Origin of the sequence: Streptomyces longhuiensis (assembly GCF_020616555.1) — a bacterium.
GTDB lineage: Bacteria > Actinomycetota > Actinomycetes > Streptomycetales > Streptomycetaceae > Streptomyces > Streptomyces longhuiensis.
The window spans coordinates 3,933,642-3,947,145 of the sequence record NZ_CP085173.1 but is presented as its reverse complement, the minus strand read 5'-3'; the positions used below and the strand labels follow the sequence as shown (position 1 = coordinate 3,947,145).

The 13,504-nt window shown below is 68.7% G+C and carries 17 protein-coding genes; 2 read left to right on the top strand and 15 right to left on the bottom strand.

Annotated features, from left to right (window positions below; all coding sequences use genetic code 11):
* Window positions 1-81: 81 nt before the first annotated feature.
* From LGI35_RS18365 to LGI35_RS18350, 4 genes are all read right to left on the bottom strand, one after another.
* The gene (locus LGI35_RS18365; protein ID WP_227294896.1) at window positions 82-1,542 is read right to left on the bottom strand and encodes a GH1 family beta-glucosidase; all 1,461 of its coding nucleotides are present in this window, start codon (window positions 1,540-1,542) and stop codon (window positions 82-84) included.
* A 65-nt stretch (window positions 1,543-1,607) separates the two neighbouring features.
* Complete coding sequence (locus tag LGI35_RS18360; protein ID WP_227294895.1) at window positions 1,608-2,513, bottom strand: carbohydrate ABC transporter permease; 906 nt, start codon at window positions 2,511-2,513, stop codon at window positions 1,608-1,610.
* A complete protein-coding gene (locus LGI35_RS18355; protein ID WP_227294894.1) occupies window positions 2,510-3,541 on the bottom strand; it encodes a carbohydrate ABC transporter permease in 1,032 nt (343 codons plus the stop codon). The genes LGI35_RS18360 and LGI35_RS18355 overlap by 4 nt, the downstream gene beginning before the upstream one ends.
* A complete protein-coding gene (locus LGI35_RS18350) occupies window positions 3,538-4,866 on the bottom strand; it encodes an ABC transporter substrate-binding protein (protein ID WP_227294893.1) in 1,329 nt (442 codons plus the stop codon). The genes LGI35_RS18355 and LGI35_RS18350 overlap by 4 nt, the downstream gene beginning before the upstream one ends.
* 253 nt (window positions 4,867-5,119) lie before the next feature.
* Between LGI35_RS18350 and LGI35_RS18345 the strand changes: the two genes are divergently transcribed.
* Both LGI35_RS18345 and LGI35_RS46125 read left to right on the top strand, forming a co-directional pair.
* Entirely contained in the window at window positions 5,120-6,166 is a 1,047-nt protein-coding gene (locus LGI35_RS18345) for a LacI family DNA-binding transcriptional regulator (RefSeq protein WP_227294892.1), read from the top strand.
* 667 nt (window positions 6,167-6,833) lie between these two features.
* On the top strand, window positions 6,834-6,977 hold the full coding sequence (locus tag LGI35_RS46125) for a helix-turn-helix domain-containing protein (protein WP_264484676.1): 144 nt from the start codon (window positions 6,834-6,836) through the stop codon (window positions 6,975-6,977).
* Between the two features lie 24 nt (window positions 6,978-7,001).
* On the opposite strand, the gene LGI35_RS18335 is transcribed toward LGI35_RS46125, so the two are convergent.
* The 11 genes from LGI35_RS18335 to LGI35_RS18285 form a co-directional block, all read right to left on the bottom strand.
* Window positions 7,002-7,688 (bottom strand): class I SAM-dependent methyltransferase, encoded by a 687-nt coding sequence (locus LGI35_RS18335; RefSeq protein WP_227294890.1) that lies wholly within the window; start codon window positions 7,686-7,688, stop codon window positions 7,002-7,004.
* A gap of 74 nt (window positions 7,689-7,762) precedes the next feature.
* A complete protein-coding gene (locus LGI35_RS18330) occupies window positions 7,763-8,263 on the bottom strand; it encodes a hypothetical protein (protein WP_227294889.1) in 501 nt (166 codons plus the stop codon).
* Window positions 8,264-8,560: 297 nt separating this feature from the next.
* Window positions 8,561-8,899 carry a DUF6415 family natural product biosynthesis protein gene (locus tag LGI35_RS18325; protein WP_227294888.1) on the bottom strand — a complete coding sequence of 113 codons (339 nt, stop codon included), beginning with the start codon at window positions 8,897-8,899 and terminating at the stop codon, window positions 8,561-8,563.
* The gene (locus tag LGI35_RS18320) at window positions 8,896-9,360 is read right to left on the bottom strand and encodes a hypothetical protein (protein ID WP_227294887.1); all 465 of its coding nucleotides are present in this window, start codon (window positions 9,358-9,360) and stop codon (window positions 8,896-8,898) included. Before LGI35_RS18320 ends, LGI35_RS18325 begins: the two co-directional genes overlap by 4 nt.
* 87 nt (window positions 9,361-9,447) lie before the next feature.
* On the bottom strand, window positions 9,448-10,284 hold the full coding sequence (locus LGI35_RS18315; RefSeq protein ID WP_227294886.1) for a helix-turn-helix domain-containing protein: 837 nt from the start codon (window positions 10,282-10,284) through the stop codon (window positions 9,448-9,450).
* Between the two features lie 15 nt (window positions 10,285-10,299).
* The gene (locus LGI35_RS18310; protein WP_227294885.1) at window positions 10,300-11,028 is read right to left on the bottom strand and encodes a DUF6879 family protein; all 729 of its coding nucleotides are present in this window, start codon (window positions 11,026-11,028) and stop codon (window positions 10,300-10,302) included.
* A gap of 125 nt (window positions 11,029-11,153) precedes the next feature.
* The gene (locus LGI35_RS18305; protein WP_227294884.1) at window positions 11,154-11,765 is read right to left on the bottom strand and encodes a collagen-like protein; all 612 of its coding nucleotides are present in this window, start codon (window positions 11,763-11,765) and stop codon (window positions 11,154-11,156) included.
* Between the two features lie 47 nt (window positions 11,766-11,812).
* Window positions 11,813-12,145, bottom strand: coding sequence for a hypothetical protein (locus LGI35_RS18300; protein WP_227294883.1), 333 nt, complete (start codon window positions 12,143-12,145; stop codon window positions 11,813-11,815).
* Between the two features lie 50 nt (window positions 12,146-12,195).
* A complete protein-coding gene (locus LGI35_RS18295) occupies window positions 12,196-12,423 on the bottom strand; it encodes a holin (RefSeq protein WP_227294882.1) in 228 nt (75 codons plus the stop codon).
* Between the two features lie 9 nt (window positions 12,424-12,432).
* Window positions 12,433-13,251, bottom strand: a complete 819-nt coding sequence (locus LGI35_RS18290) for a peptidoglycan recognition protein family protein (RefSeq protein ID WP_227294881.1) — start codon at window positions 13,249-13,251, stop codon at window positions 12,433-12,435.
* A complete protein-coding gene (locus LGI35_RS18285) occupies window positions 13,251-13,475 on the bottom strand; it encodes an Acb2/Tad1 domain-containing protein (protein WP_227294880.1) in 225 nt (74 codons plus the stop codon). Before LGI35_RS18285 ends, LGI35_RS18290 begins: the two co-directional genes overlap by 1 nt.
* Between the last annotated feature and the right edge of the window lie 29 nt (window positions 13,476-13,504).

The window sequence follows — 13,504 nt, the reverse complement described above, 5'->3', positions numbered from 1 at the left end:
CTGCGCGCCCCGGCCGGATCTTTCTCCCCCCACTCGGCCGGGGCGCGCGTCTGTGTGCCGGTTCGTTCTGGCGAGCGGCTGCTAGTTCGCCGGCGGGAGTTGGTTGGTGCGCGACGCCTTCGCGTACCAGTGCGCGCTCGACTTCGGCGTGCGCTTCTGGGTCGCGTAGTCCACGTGGACCGCCCCGAAGCGCTTCTCGTAGCCGTAGGCCCACTCGAAGTTGTCCATCAGCGACCAGAGGTAGTACCCGCGCACGTCCGCGCCGTCCTTGATCGCACGGTGGACGGCGGACAGGTGGCCGTGGAGGTAGGCGATGCGCTCCGGGTCGTGGACCCGGCCTTCCGGGTCCGGCTTGTCGTCGTACGCCGCGCCGTTCTCCGTGATGTACAGCGGCAGGCCCGGTGCCTCCCTGGTGTAGCGCATGATCAGGTCGTGCAGGCCCGTCGGGTCGACGGTCCAGCCCATCTCCGTACGCTCGCCCGGGGATTGGTGGAAGGCGACGTCGTCCGCTCCCGGCCAGGGGGAGTGGTCGCTCGCGCCGTGGCCGTCGGATCGGGACGTGGGGGCCGACGGGGACGAGGAGACCAGGGACGGGGTGTAGTAGTTCAGGCCCAGCGCGTCCAGCGGCTGGTGGATCTCCGCCAGGTCGGTGGCGTGGATGAAGGACCAGTCCGTGATGCCCGCGGTGTCCGTGATCAGGTCCGCCGGGTACTCCCCGTGCAGCATCGGGCCGTGGAACACGCCGTTGGCCAGGTTGTCGATGCGCCGGCGGGCGTCGTTGTCGGCGGGGCTGTCGGGTGAGAGGGGCCTGACCGTGGAGGAGTTGAGGCTCACCGCTACTTCCGCTCGGGCCGGCAGCGTCTGGCGCAGGGCCTGTGTTGCCAGGCCGTGTGCCAGGTTGAGGTGGTGGGCCGCCCGGAGCGTCGCCGCCGGTTCCGTCCTGCCTGGCGCGTGCACACCCGAGCCGTAGCCCAGGAACGCGCTGCACCAGGGCTCGTTGAGCGTGATCCAGAGGTCCACCCGGTCGCCCAGCGCCTCGCCGACCATGCCCGCGTACTCCGCGAAGCGGTACGCCGTGTCGCGTGCCGGCCAGCCGCCCGCGTCCTCCAGTTCCTGCGGCAGGTCCCAGTGGTAGAGGGTCAGGGCCGGCTTGATGCCCTTGGCGAGGAGTTCGTCGGTCAGGCGCCGGTAGAAGTCCAGGCCCCGCTGGACCGCCGGGCCGCGGCCCGTGGGCTGCACCCTCGGCCACGAGACCGAGAAGCGGTACGTGCCCAGGTCCAGGTCCTTCATGAGCGCCACGTCGTCCCGGTAGCGGTGGTAGTGGTCCACCGCCACGTCGCCCGTGTCACCGCCCGCCGTCCTGCCCGGCGTATGGCTGAACGTGTCCCAGATCGACGGCGTCCTGCCGTCCTCCCGCACCGCCCCCTCGATCTGGTACGCCGATGTCGCGGCTCCCCAGAGGAAGTTCGCCGGGAAGGTGGGGGCGTCGGTGGAGGAGGGGGTGGGATCTGTCGTGGGTGTCTGCGTAATGGGCTTAGGCATGGAAGCGCTCCCATCGGTAGGAAGTTGTGGGGTGGGGCCGCCGCTCGCGGCGGCCCCGGGAAACGTCAGCCCTTTACGGCGCCCTGCATGATGCCGCCGACGATCTGCTTGCCGAACAGCAGGAACGCGATCAGCAGCGGCAGCGTGCCGAGCAGGGCTCCGGCCATGATCACCGAGTCGTCGGGGATGTAGCCGGTGCCCAGTTGGTTGAGGGCCACCTGGACCGTGGGGTTCTCTCCGTTGAGCGCGATGATCGGCCACAGGAAGTCGTTCCACGCCATCACGAACGTCAGCAGTCCGAGCACCGCCATCGCCGGGCGCGCGGCCGGGAAGACCACGTGCCAGACGACCCGCAGACTGCTCGCCCCGTCGACCCGGGCGGCCTCGATCAGTTCGGTGGGCAGCGCCTGGACCAGGTACTGGCGCATGAAGAACGTGCCGAAGGCGCTGACCAGGGTCGGCAGGATGACCGTCTGCAGATGGTTCGCCCAGCCCAGATCCGTCATCCACAAGTAGAGCGGAACCACGGCCAGTTGGGGCGGAATCATCATCGTGCCGATGGTCATCAGGAGCAGCGTGCTGGAGAAACGGAACTTCAGTTTGGCGAAGGCGAAACCGGCGAGCGTGGAGAACAGCACCGTGCCGACGGTGATGGTCGCCGCCACGAGGATGGTGTTCCACATCGCGGTGCCCATGCCGGCCTGGTTCCAGGCGGTCTCCAGGTTCTTGAACAGGTTTCCGCCGAACCAGAAGGGGGGTGGTGTCTGCGCGAGGCGGGTGTTGGTGCGTGAGGCCGCGATCGTCGTCCACAGCAGCGGGGCGAGCGAGATCACGGCGAACAGGGTCAGCACGAGGTACGTGACCGGACCCGCGTGCATTTGCTTGCCCGCGCCCAGGATCCGCCGCCGACGCGGCGGTTCGGCGTCGCTCTCGGCGACCTGAGGAGGTGTCGCGTCGGTGATGGTGGTCATTGGGTTTTCCTCAGCCGTCGGGTGATCAGCAGGTTGATCGCGGCCACGATGAGCAGGATCAGGAACATCGACCAGGCGATCGCGGACGCCTTGCCGAGGTTGCCGACGATCCAGCCCTGGTCGTACATGTACAGGCCGAGCGTCTGGTACTGGTGCTCGGACCCGCCCTTGGTGCCGCTGACACCGCCGAACAGCAGGGGCTCGCCGAAGAGTTGGGTCGCGCCGATCGTGGAGACGACCACCGTGAACAGGATCGTCGGACGCAGCATCGGAATGGTCACGTGCCGGAACTGCTGCCAGCGGTTCGCGCCGTCCAGGGCCGCCGACTCGTACAGGTCGGCCGGGATGGCCTGCATCGCCGCCAGATAGATCAGCGCGTTGTATCCGGTCCATCGCCAGATCACGATCGAGGAGACCGCTGCCTGCGAGCCCCAGTCGGATTCACGCCAGTTGACCGGGTCGATGCCGATCAGGTCGAGCGCCCAGTTGATCATGCCGGTGTCGGGCGAGAAGAGCAGCACGAAGACGAGCGTCGCCGCCGCCACCGAGGTGGCGTACGGGGTGAGCATGACGACGCGCCACACGGTGGAGCCGCGCAGCCGGTAGTTGAGCATGTGCGCGAGCCAGATCGCCGCGATCAGCTGCGGCACGGTCGAGATCACGCCGATGGTGAACGTGTTCTTCAGCGCGTTCCAGAAGAAGTCCGACTGGAAGAGGTTCGTGTAGTTGTCCAGACCCGCCCAGGTCTGGCCGTCCAGGTTCGACAGCTGTACGTGGTGCAGGGAGTACCAGGCGGTGTAGAGCAGCGGCACCAGTGAGAAGGCGCCGAAGATGATGAAGAAGGGGGAGATGAACGCGTACGGGGACGCCTTCATGTCCCAGCGGTACAGCCGGCTGCGCCAGGTGCCGGCGCCCGTCGGCGCCGTACCGCGCCCCTGAGCGCCCCGGGCCGCGCCCGGCTCCTGGGAGCCGGGCGCGGTGTCGGCGCTCGTCGCGGACTGCGCGAGAGCCTCGTCGGAGCTGGTCACTGGTCGAGCACGTCCTTGACTTCCTTGGTGGCCGCGTCCCAGCCCTGCGCGGGCGACTTGCCCTTCTGCTCGACCTGGAGGATGCCGGTGTCGGTGATCGCGGTGCCGATCGGCTGGTCCTTGATGCCGAAGACCTGGACCGGGATGGTCTTCGCCGAGTCGGAGAAGATCTGTGTCAGGGGCGCGTCGGAGAAGAAGGTGGTCGTCGCGGCCTGCGGCTTCAGGTCGGCGTACGCCGAAGGTGTCGACGGGAAGCTGGCCTGCTTGGCGAACACCTTCGCCTGCTGCGCGGGCGCGGTCAGCCACTTCGCCAGGGCGATGGCCTCCTTCTGGTGCTTGCTCGCCGTCGGCACACCGATGAACGAGCCGCCCCAGTTGGCCGCGGTCGGCGCGGCCGCCACGTCCCACTTGCCCTTGCCAGCGTCACCGGACTTCTCCTGGATGTAGCCGAGCATCCACGCGGGGCAGGCCACCGTGGCGAAGGTGCCGTTGGCGAAGCCCTGGTCCCACGGCTTGTCGAACTGCTTCAGCTTGGCCGACATGTTGCTGGTCGCCACCTCCATGGCGGCGTTCCAGGACTTCTTCACCCCCGTGGACTTGTCCCAGATGACGCTGCCGTCCTTGTCGTAGTACCGCTCCTTCTCGCCGCCGAGCGCCGCGTTGTAGACGGAGGACGCGGAGTCCACGTACTTGGTGCCGTTCGGCGCCTTCTTCATGTACTGCTTGCCGAGGTCGACGTACTTGTTCCAGTTGCCCTTCCACTGCGCGGCGAGCTTGGTGCGGTCGGTCTCCAGACCGGCCTTCTCGAACAGGTCCTTGCGGTAGCAGATCGCCATCGGGCCGACGTCCGTGCCGAGCCCGATGAGCTTGCCGTCCTTGGTGGTGGCCTGGGCGTTCTTCCAGTCCAGCCACTGTGACTTGTCGACCTCCTTGCCGAGGTCGACGAACTTGTCGGCCTGCGTCTGGACGGCCTCGGTGATGTTGCCGACCTCGATCGCCTGGATGTCGTCCGTGCCGGATCCGGCCTGCAGCCGGGTGAGCGTCTTCGGCCAGTAGACGTCGGTGCGGGTGGTGACGTTCTCCTTGATCGTCACGCCCGGGTGCAGCTTCATGTACTCGTCGTAGAGCCCGGCCTGCTTGTAGCCGAAGACGCCGAACGTGCCGATCGTGACCGTGGTGCCGCCCTTGTTGCCGGCACCCCCGCTCGAACCGCCGTCGGATCCTGAGTCGTCATCGGTCGCGCATCCGGCGAGCAACCCTGTGGCCAGGGTGGCAACGACCGCGAAGGTCATCGCTCGACGGGACGTGCGGGCAGTCGTGCGCATTGCGTCCTCCAAAGAATTCACTTGCTCTGAAGTGCCAACCCCGGCCAACTGCCTTGCTGCGCCCGTTTTTCACGTGCGGCTCGGGCGGGGAACGTGCGGCTTCTGTATACGCCCAGTAGAGTGGGAGCGCTCCCATAGGTGATGTGTTGAAGGGTCGTCGCTCGGCCCGGGGGTGTCAAGACGCTCGGCAGCGGCAACTTGGCGCGGTTATCGGGCTGTTAGATTCCGCGTGAGACTTGGGGAGGTGGGAGTCATGGTGGCTCGCGGCACTCACGGCAGGCGTCCGACCCTTGAGGAGGTCGCGGCCCGGGCGGGCGTGGGCCGGGGCACGGTCTCCCGGGTGATCAACGGCTCGCCCCGGGTGAGCGACGCGACCCGCGCCACGGTCGAGGCCGCCGTCGCCGAGCTCGGCTACGTGCCGAACACGGCGGCCCGCGCCCTCGCCGCCAACCGCACGGACGCCATCGCCCTCGTCGTGCCCGAACCGGAGACACGTTTCTTCGCGGAGCCCTACTTCTCCGACATGCTGCGCGGCGTCGGTGCCGAGCTCGCCGAGACCGAGATGCAGCTCCTGCTGATCTTCGCGGGCAACGACCGGGAGCGGCAGCGCCTCGCGCAGTACCTCGCGGCGCACCGCGTCGACGGCGTCCTGTTGGTGTCCGTCCACGCCGACGACCCGCTCCCCGATCTGCTCAGCCAGCTGGAGATCCCCGCCGTCATCAGCGGCCGCCGCTCCGCCGCCGAGACGCTGCCCTCGGTGGACTCCGACAACTTCGCGGGCGCGTACTCGGCCGTCGAGCACCTCGTGGGCCGCGGCCGCACCCGCATCGCCACGATCACCGGCCGGCTGGACGTGTACGGCGCCCAGCGCCGCGTCGACGGCTACCGCGCCGCCGTCGAGGCGGCGGGCCGTGAGGTGGACGAGCGGCTCATCGTGCCGGGGGACTTCACGGAGGAGGGCGGCCGTCGCGCGATGACCGACCTCCTGGAGCGCTGCCCCGAGGTGGACGCGGTGTTCGCCGGGTCGGACGTGATGGCGGCGGGCGCCCGCCAGGTGCTGCGCGAGGCGGGCCGCCGTATCCCCGACGACGTCGCCCTGGTCGGCTACGACGACTCGGCGATCGCCCGGCACATGGACCCGCCCCTGACCAGCGTCCGCCAGCCCATCGAGGAGATGGGCCGCGCCATGATCGACCTGCTCCTCGCCGAGATCGCCGACCGCCGCCCGGCCGCGTCCCGCACACTCGACGGCCGCCAGCTGGTCCTGCCGAACGAACTGGTGGAGCGCGCTTCGTCCTGAGGGGTGCGCGCCGGCCGCGGGCGGCGTGTCGACCTGAGCGGCGCGGGCGCCACGACGAACAAGGCCCCGGTTCTTTCGAACCGGGGCCTTGTTCATTCAGGGTGAGTGACGGGACTTGAACCTGATCCTTGACCCATCTTTGACCTGCAAGGATGCAGGGAATTAGGACAAAAGGGCCGCATTCGATGTCGCTCGATGACGCTGGATGTCGCTGGACGACGCTCAGTGTTCCCGCGGGAACAGCCCGGGAACGGTGTTCGCGGAGCCTCGGGCGGGGTGAGTGCAAAGCACCCCAACCGTGGATCGAACCCAGCGCATGACAGCGCCCCCGGCGATGGGCCGAGGGCGCCGCTGGCCGCTGTTCCACGCCTGGGGGGCGGTGTGCTGGAGGCGGCCAGTTCTGGGATGAGTGGTGCCGCCATCCTTTGCATGGAGATCTTGGCTGGCAACATCACTTCACCAAATTCACTCGAACGTGTGTCTTATTCTCCCGAGGCTTTCACAGGTGGCCGAAATGTGATCCATAAATGTACGGCCGACGATACAGACAGTCGATCATGATCGGGCGAGCGTTGAGCGGGTGCCGCCCGCTCCCCCCTCGCCCCGAGTACTCGCCGCCCGGCGGGCCGTCGGCGAGCGCATCCGAGCCGCACGCCTCCACGCGAACATGACGCAAGAGACCTTGGCGGAACAGGCTGGCCTCGACCGGCAGAGCATCAACCGCATCGAGCAAGGTCACGCGAGCCCGATCCTCGACAACTTGATCAGGATCGCCGACGGGCTCGGTGTCCCGCTCCGCGACCTCGTGTAAGCAGCGGACAGGGCCGCTCCTCGTTCAGCCCTTGGGCGGAAGGGCGAAGCCCCTCGCCGGCGCCTCGGCCTGCACGATGAGAGTGCCGATATGCCCCGGCGTCGGGGCCTCCGTCACGGTGGCCGTGGCCCTGGCGAACCCGGCCCGAAGCAGGTGCCGCTCCCACACCGCGGGCTTATAGCTGTAGCGGTAGGTGAACTGCGCCTTGCCCGCGAACCCACCCTTATACATACCTTGCGGACCGTAGGCGCCTGGGATGGCCGGCGGCTGAGAGAACACGAACCGGCCGCCGAGGTTGAGGCGCTCGAGGACCAGCGGGAACAGCTTCGACGGGTCGACGAACCAGGCTGCTCCGAACATCGAGTAGACCGCGTCATAGGTCTGCGTGTCCTCGGCCAGGACGTCGAGGACTTCGCCGCACACGAACTCCGCGCCCGTGTGCGCCCACCGCTCGGTGGTCTTCTGCACCATGACCGGGGACAGGTCGACGCCGCGAGTCTTTACGCCGGCCTCGGCGAGGCTGGCGAGTGCGCGTCCGGTGCCGCACCCGATCTCCAGCACCGACTCCGGGTCGCCGAGCAACTCGGGCCCGGGGCCGTGGCCGGCGTACTGGGTCCAGCAGAACGACGGCTCGGCGTCGGCCTTGAAAGCTGACTGTGCGTAGGTGTTCCACAGTTCGGTCTCGGCGGCGATGTCGTGGGGTACGGGCACTGTGGGTCCTTCGGTCGATGTGCGGGAGCCCCGCCCCCTAGGTGCGCGGTGGGGGCGGGGCGACTGTAGCGGGGTCAGTGGCTGTCAGGGACCTTGTTGTCGCAGGGCGAGCAGTTGGCGCCGTCGATGGCCCACAGCTCCTCGTCGATGGCCCAGCCTTGGGACTTGAGGAAGTCCCCGGTGCGCAGGCACAGGCCGTCGCCGCGGCGCTCGATGAACGGGGCGTGGTGCTTGTACCGGCCGCCGTTGTACAGGCGGCAGATGCCCCACCAGACGGGCGTGTCGAGGATGAGCTGGTGGACGCCGATGTCGACCAACTTGCCTACGCCGAGGTGCACATCGGGGTTCTCGATGGAGCCCATGACGTACATGATCCCGTTGCCGAGGATCCGCTCGGCCATGTCACGCACCATCGTGTGATCGCGCAGGAGCAGCGCGATCTCGCGGTCCCAGAGGGACATGCCGCTGTCGAATACGTTGAGGGTCAGTTCCGTGATGTGCGGGGCAACTGCGTTAAGCAGTTCTTCGGGGTCCCGCGTACGAGTTGCGGCAGGACTGTCGAATGTGACTGTCATGGTTCCCCTCCTGGTTGCTAGTTCGACTCACGCTGTGGGGCGGCCGCTCCCACTGCTCGCCATCGAGCGGCCGCCCCGACCCGCCGCCCATCAGCTCCAAGCACCCGGCGGCGGGGGTCTAGTGACTGCGCGGGACGGGCGCCCGCTGGTACGGCGGCGGAGTAGTCGGGCACAGCGGGGCGTGGAACTCCACGTGCGCGCCAGGTCCGGACGCGCTGAACACGTCGCTCGTCCGCGTCCGCTCGCCAGGCCGGATCGGCTTCTGGCACGTCCAGCAGAGCCGCACGCCCTCGAGGCTCACCGCTCACCGCCGGCGAAGTGGTGCAGGCCCAACAGCGCGCGACCGAGCGCGCTCACCGTGAGGGACGCGGCGAGCGGGCTCGGACTCAGGCCCTCGCGCATGATCGCCTCGGCCTCGTCGACTGCCCGCTCCCGGGATGCACGCTCCGGGCCGGGCGCCGCGGGCTCGACCTGCGCGGCCACGATCGGCGTCAACTTTTGGATCGCTAGCCGTGCCGCCGTGTACAGGTACCGCAGCGTCTCAGGGTTGGGGTAGTCGCGGGGTGCGGACAGGGCCGCCTCGATCACCTCGCAAATGGTGGGCGTCGGCAGCGTGGTGCTTCTGGGGTTTGTCATCCGAAAGCCTCCGCGAGGATGCGTGGCCCGCCGGGGCCGAAGGCGGCGGCGAGGTGAACAGGATCAGTGAGTCGTGCCGTTCCGTCGGGAGCGTGGAGCCAGAACCGTCCGCCGGCCGGGCGTTGGGTCGAGGGGCAGTGCAGCGGCCAGCCGTGCGGCTGAACGGTGAGGCGCCGGACGTCAGCGAGTTCCTCGGCTGCGTCGAGCGGGACCAGCCACCATGCGGCATCGAGGTCGGGCGAGACGAGGAGTGGCCCGCGGTGGCGGGAGGGGATCCGTCGGGCAGCCTGGAGTGCAAGGCCGAGCTGTGCCTCGGCGGCGAGCCACTGCGTGCAGTGGATCGGCGCTAGGCCGTCCATCTCCCAGACCTCGAAGGCGAGTTCTGGACGGCGGGCGCAGGAGGCGAGCCAGGTATCACCTGCCTCGCGCCGGGGTGCGGTGGTGCGCGTCGGTGCGGCCATGACGAGCACCGTAGGAGCCTGCGAGAATCACCAGCCGGGATGATTCTCGAATATTCGCGGCGGCTTCTCAGCGATTCGCGAGGATTCTCAGGACGCTTCGAGATGCGCTCGGGCACGAGCTATGACCCGGTGCGCCTGCGACCCGTAGACCGCCGAGGCCGACAGCGAATCCCACACCCGCCGGTACAGGCTCAGGCTGTCCGAGTCGTCGAGCCACAACTCCGCGTGCCAGTCCTCGACGATCGCAAGCCGATCGTCATAGAGCCAGAACCCATTGGCCGGCGGGACAGCGATGCCGGCGCCAAGGGGCACGATGCCGAGCTTCACCGTGTCCAGTCCGATCGCGCCCACCAGGCGGTCGAGTTGGGCAGCGAGAACATGGGGCGCAGCCACCCCAGCGTGTAGGGCGGCCTCCCACATCACGATGTGGAAGATGCGGCCGGGCTGGTAGAGCATCTCTTGTCGCTTCACGCGGGCGCGTACGGCGTCGTCGAGATCGCGTGGGGACTGGTGGAGCTCTGTGTAGCGGGCGAACACTGCGCGCGCGTAGTCGGGCGTCTGGAGCATGCCGACGACCATCGAACCTTCCCAGGCTCGGAGCACGGTGGAGCGGTCGTATTCGACCGTGAGGGCGTCCTGTACCGGCTTGTGTCCGGCGCGGAGTTGGCGGCGCCACGAGCGGGAGTGGGACTCGATTCCCTGGAGACGCGCAGCGAGTTCGTCAGCCGCGGCCGGGCTCCCTGTTGCATGAGCCCATGCGGCGAGGTCTTCCAGGGCGGGGGTCTGCCGGCCGCCTTCGAGTTTGCTGACCTTGGACTGTGGCCAGCCGAGCCGTTCGGCGAGCACACGTTGAGAGACCCCGGCGCGTAGCTCTTTGAGCCGCGCGCCGAGGGCCGCTCGGGCCTGCTGAAAGTCGGTGCTCACACACCGAAAGTACCGTCAGGCCTGGTCGTACGGCACTGCGTAGTGCCATGCAGCTTCGCGGATCTGCTCGTACCGGACGACGTCGACGGGGTTGGTGATGAGTTCGACGCCGGTCATCTGGTCGGCGTCATCGAAGTGGAGGAGAGCGACGACGCGCGAGTCGAAGATCCAGAAGTCCTCTGCGGGCAGCCGATGCTCATCGGCGAGGGCGCGGGAGATGACGCGGATCTCCTCGCCTGCCGCCGTGTTGCGGCGGGCGTTGTCGAGGAGGTAGCGCTGGCCCTCGGTCTGCGGCTCGTCAAGGATCCGCACGCGCTCAAAGCGCTTACCGAGAGCCTTCTGGTCGCGGCGCTCCACGCACCACGGGTCGTCGAGGTCCCAGTCGACGCGTCCTTCGGCGAGGAACTGGGCGTAGGTGTCGGTGCCCTCGTCGGAGGCGTAGCGGCGGCGGGTCTCCAGCCTCCACGCGGAGTGCTTGAGGCTGGTGAACATGCCGTCGAACTCGTCGAAGGTGATGAACTGCGGCACGTGCACGGGCTCCTTGGGGCCGAAGTTGGCGAGCAGCTCACGCGGCACCGTGACTGCGCCCTCTTCGAGGGTGAGGTTGTCGAGCTGGTCGAGTTCGCCTGTGTCGGTGACGCGGTCGCCCTGGACGACGTACCGGTCGGTGCCGGGGATCTCGTAGAGGGTGGGGCATCCGTTGTTGCCGGAGTTGGTGCCGACCTTCCACAGTCGTCGGGTCATCGCTGGGTCCCCTCGTCGTAGGTCAGTTGACTGGTCGCACCGTAGCCAACCCGGGTGCGGGCGCAAGAGGGCATCTGGGCATGACGAAAGGGCCCCCACCGCCCGAAGGCGATGGGGGCCCAAGCTCATGCGTACTGGCGTCGCTGCGGATCCAGGCCGGCCGCGGTCGGCGGCGTGTCCTCCGGCGCTGGCTGCTCCGGCGGCGGAGCCCCGGCCTTGCGGCAGACCAACGCATCGGGGTCGTCGGCTGGGGCCTGCCAGGTGTAGCCGTCAGGGCACTGCGTCGTCCCGTCGGTGCCGTCCGTCCCATCCTTTCCGTCCTGCCCCACGGGGCCAGGCGGACCGGACGGGCCGGGCACGGTCGAGTCGGCGCCAGGTGGACCGGGCACCGTCGAGTCGGCGCCAGGCGCACCCTGCGGCCCCGGAGAAGGAGTGATCGTCGGCGCTGGCTTCCCCGGTGCGCCTTGCGGGCCTCTCGGCCCAGGCACGAGCACGGGATCCCCGACGCGGTCAGGGAGATTGTCGACCGCCCGGGACGGATCCGGCGCCGCCGGGGTTCCGCCTTCCGCCTTGACCTGCTTCCGCAGTATCCGCACGTCCTCCGCGAGGGTCGTCACCGCGTCGCCCCGCAGGTTCGCCTCGGCGATCGCCTCTTTACGGGCAGACGACTCGGCGTCGATGCGAAGCCACACCAAGACGAGTGCGCCGGAGAGGACGAGCAGTGCCGCGGCGAGCATGAGGGAGCGCCAGCGGCGGACGATAAGCGGCTGTGCGTGGCGTCCACTCACGTCGGGTGGCCTCCCAGGTCGGCGAGTTGGCGGCGTAGTCGACTGTTCTCGTCGGTCAGGTCAGTGATCTGTGTGAGGAGCCCGGCCTTCTCGTTCCGCTCGGTCGCGAGTTCCTGGTAGGCCTCGGCCAGGCGGCGCTCGTTGTCGGCGAGTTTCACCGTGAGGGCGTTCCGCTCCTCTTGGAGGTTGTCGACGAGCGTGGAGTATCCGCCCAGGACTGCCCCGGACTGGCTGGCCCGGTTTTCGCCTCGCTTCCCGACCAGGGCGCCCGTGGCCGCTGCGAGTCCGACGACGATGGTTCCGACGGCGCCGAGCGTCGCAGCGTCCACGTGCTACCCCCTCCATCACGGCCAGTTCGAGGTACGGGTCCCGCCTGGGTTCAGGCGTCCGAGCGTGGCGTGTGCGGGGCCGCCCACCCGGCGATCCATGACGCGGCGGCCGGGACCAGGGCGAGCACGAAGGGCTCCAGGGCGTCCGGCATGCCGGAGATCAGGGAGGGGTCGTCGGTGATACCGCCGAGGATCGCGAGCCCGGCGAGGCTCGCCAGGTACGACACCGCGGTGGACGCCTTGACCTTCTTCTCGATCGGAGCTGAGGACGAAGCCATGGGGTTACCTCACTTCTCGGGGAGGGTGAGCTTCTGGCCGACGCTGAGGGTGTCGGACGAGAGGCGGTTGAGGGCCTTGATCTCCGCGTAGCGGGCTCCGCTACCGAGTTCGTGCACGGCGATCGACCAGAGGGTGTCGCCATCGACGACGGTGTACGGGCGCGCGGCGCCCGGCGACCACGAGGCCTTGTGCTTCAGCCGCTCGGCGACGTCCGTGCGCAACTGCTGGCCGGAGTAGGTGAATCGGCCGCGCGTGCCGTATCCCTCGACGGGCCCCTTGGGATCGATCTTTCCCTCGATGCTCGTCTCCTTGTGGTCACCGCACGACTCCGCGGACCACCCGTAGTGCCGGCAGAGCGCCGCGTTGATGCGCACCCACGCGTCGTACTGCTCGCGCGGGTACATATCGCGGCCGTCGCCGAGGTTCTCCGTCTCGATGCCGTACGCGACGTCGTTGCCGTCGACCGTGCCCGACGATCGCGACGGGGCCGGATGGCTGCTCTTCTCGTTCAGGAACGAGTTGTAGGCGTTGACCGCCATCAGCCCGGCATGGTTCGCGCGGCCCGCGCTGCACATCGTCGCGACGCCCGACTTGGCGAGGTAGATGTGGGCAAGAGGGGCGGGCAGACCGGGGACGCCGTACTTCGCCACGGTGTCACGGCTGTTCCGCCCGGCCGTGTGGTGGTTGAGGACCATATGGACCGGGCCGAACGCCTTGCCGGTCGCGGCGTCGCGTTCGCGGCCGCGCCAGCCGGCGTACTCGGACGTCTTGACGCCCTCGGATCTGAGGATGGACAGGAACTCGTCCGGGGTCAGCGGCTCGGCCATCAGCGGTTCCCCTCAGCAGTGCGCGCGATGGCTGCGTTGGCCCAGAACATGGCCTCTTCCAGCTTCGTGATGGCGAGCGACTTCTCCCGCCCCTCGGGGAGCCGGTCATTCCATTCGGCCGCGAGCTCGCGGCAGTCCTCACGCACGTTCTCGTGCTCGGTCCGCTTCTCCGGCGTAGCCGCCGGATGGAAGGCGAACCTATTGGCGATGTCGTCGAGCTGCATGGGTCTCCAGACATGAGAAAGGCCCCGGC

What these genes read in the sequence shown, in the direction of transcription:
- LGI35_RS18345 (WP_227294892.1), top strand. Translation starts at nt 5,120, where the DNA reads ATGGTGGCTCGCGGCACTCACGGCAGGCGTCCGACCCTTGAGGAGGTC.
- LGI35_RS18295 (WP_227294882.1), bottom strand. Translation starts at nt 12,423, where the DNA reads ATGGCTTCGTCCTCAGCTCCGATCGAGAAGAAGGTCAAGGCGTCCACC.
- LGI35_RS18290 (WP_227294881.1), bottom strand. Translation starts at nt 13,251, where the DNA reads ATGGCCGAGCCGCTGACCCCGGACGAGTTCCTGTCCATCCTCAGATCC.
- LGI35_RS46125 (WP_264484676.1), top strand. Translation starts at nt 6,834, where the DNA reads ATGACGCAAGAGACCTTGGCGGAACAGGCTGGCCTCGACCGGCAGAGC.
- LGI35_RS18330 (WP_227294889.1), bottom strand. Translation starts at nt 8,263, where the DNA reads ATGACAGTCACATTCGACAGTCCTGCCGCAACTCGTACGCGGGACCCC.
- LGI35_RS18360 (WP_227294895.1), bottom strand. Translation starts at nt 2,513, where the DNA reads ATGACCACCATCACCGACGCGACACCTCCTCAGGTCGCCGAGAGCGAC.
- LGI35_RS18285 (WP_227294880.1), bottom strand. Translation starts at nt 13,475, where the DNA reads ATGCAGCTCGACGACATCGCCAATAGGTTCGCCTTCCATCCGGCGGCT.
- LGI35_RS18310 (WP_227294885.1), bottom strand. Translation starts at nt 11,028, where the DNA reads ATGACCCGACGACTGTGGAAGGTCGGCACCAACTCCGGCAACAACGGA.
- LGI35_RS18320 (WP_227294887.1), bottom strand. Translation starts at nt 9,360, where the DNA reads ATGGCCGCACCGACGCGCACCACCGCACCCCGGCGCGAGGCAGGTGAT.
- LGI35_RS18350 (WP_227294893.1), bottom strand. Translation starts at nt 4,866, where the DNA reads ATGCGCACGACTGCCCGCACGTCCCGTCGAGCGATGACCTTCGCGGTC.
- LGI35_RS18325 (WP_227294888.1), bottom strand. Translation starts at nt 8,899, where the DNA reads ATGACAAACCCCAGAAGCACCACGCTGCCGACGCCCACCATTTGCGAG.
- LGI35_RS18365 (WP_227294896.1), bottom strand. Translation starts at nt 1,542, where the DNA reads ATGCCTAAGCCCATTACGCAGACACCCACGACAGATCCCACCCCCTCC.
- LGI35_RS18305 (WP_227294884.1), bottom strand. Translation starts at nt 11,765, where the DNA reads ATGCTCGCCGCGGCACTGCTCGTCCTCTCCGGCGCACTCGTCTTGGTG.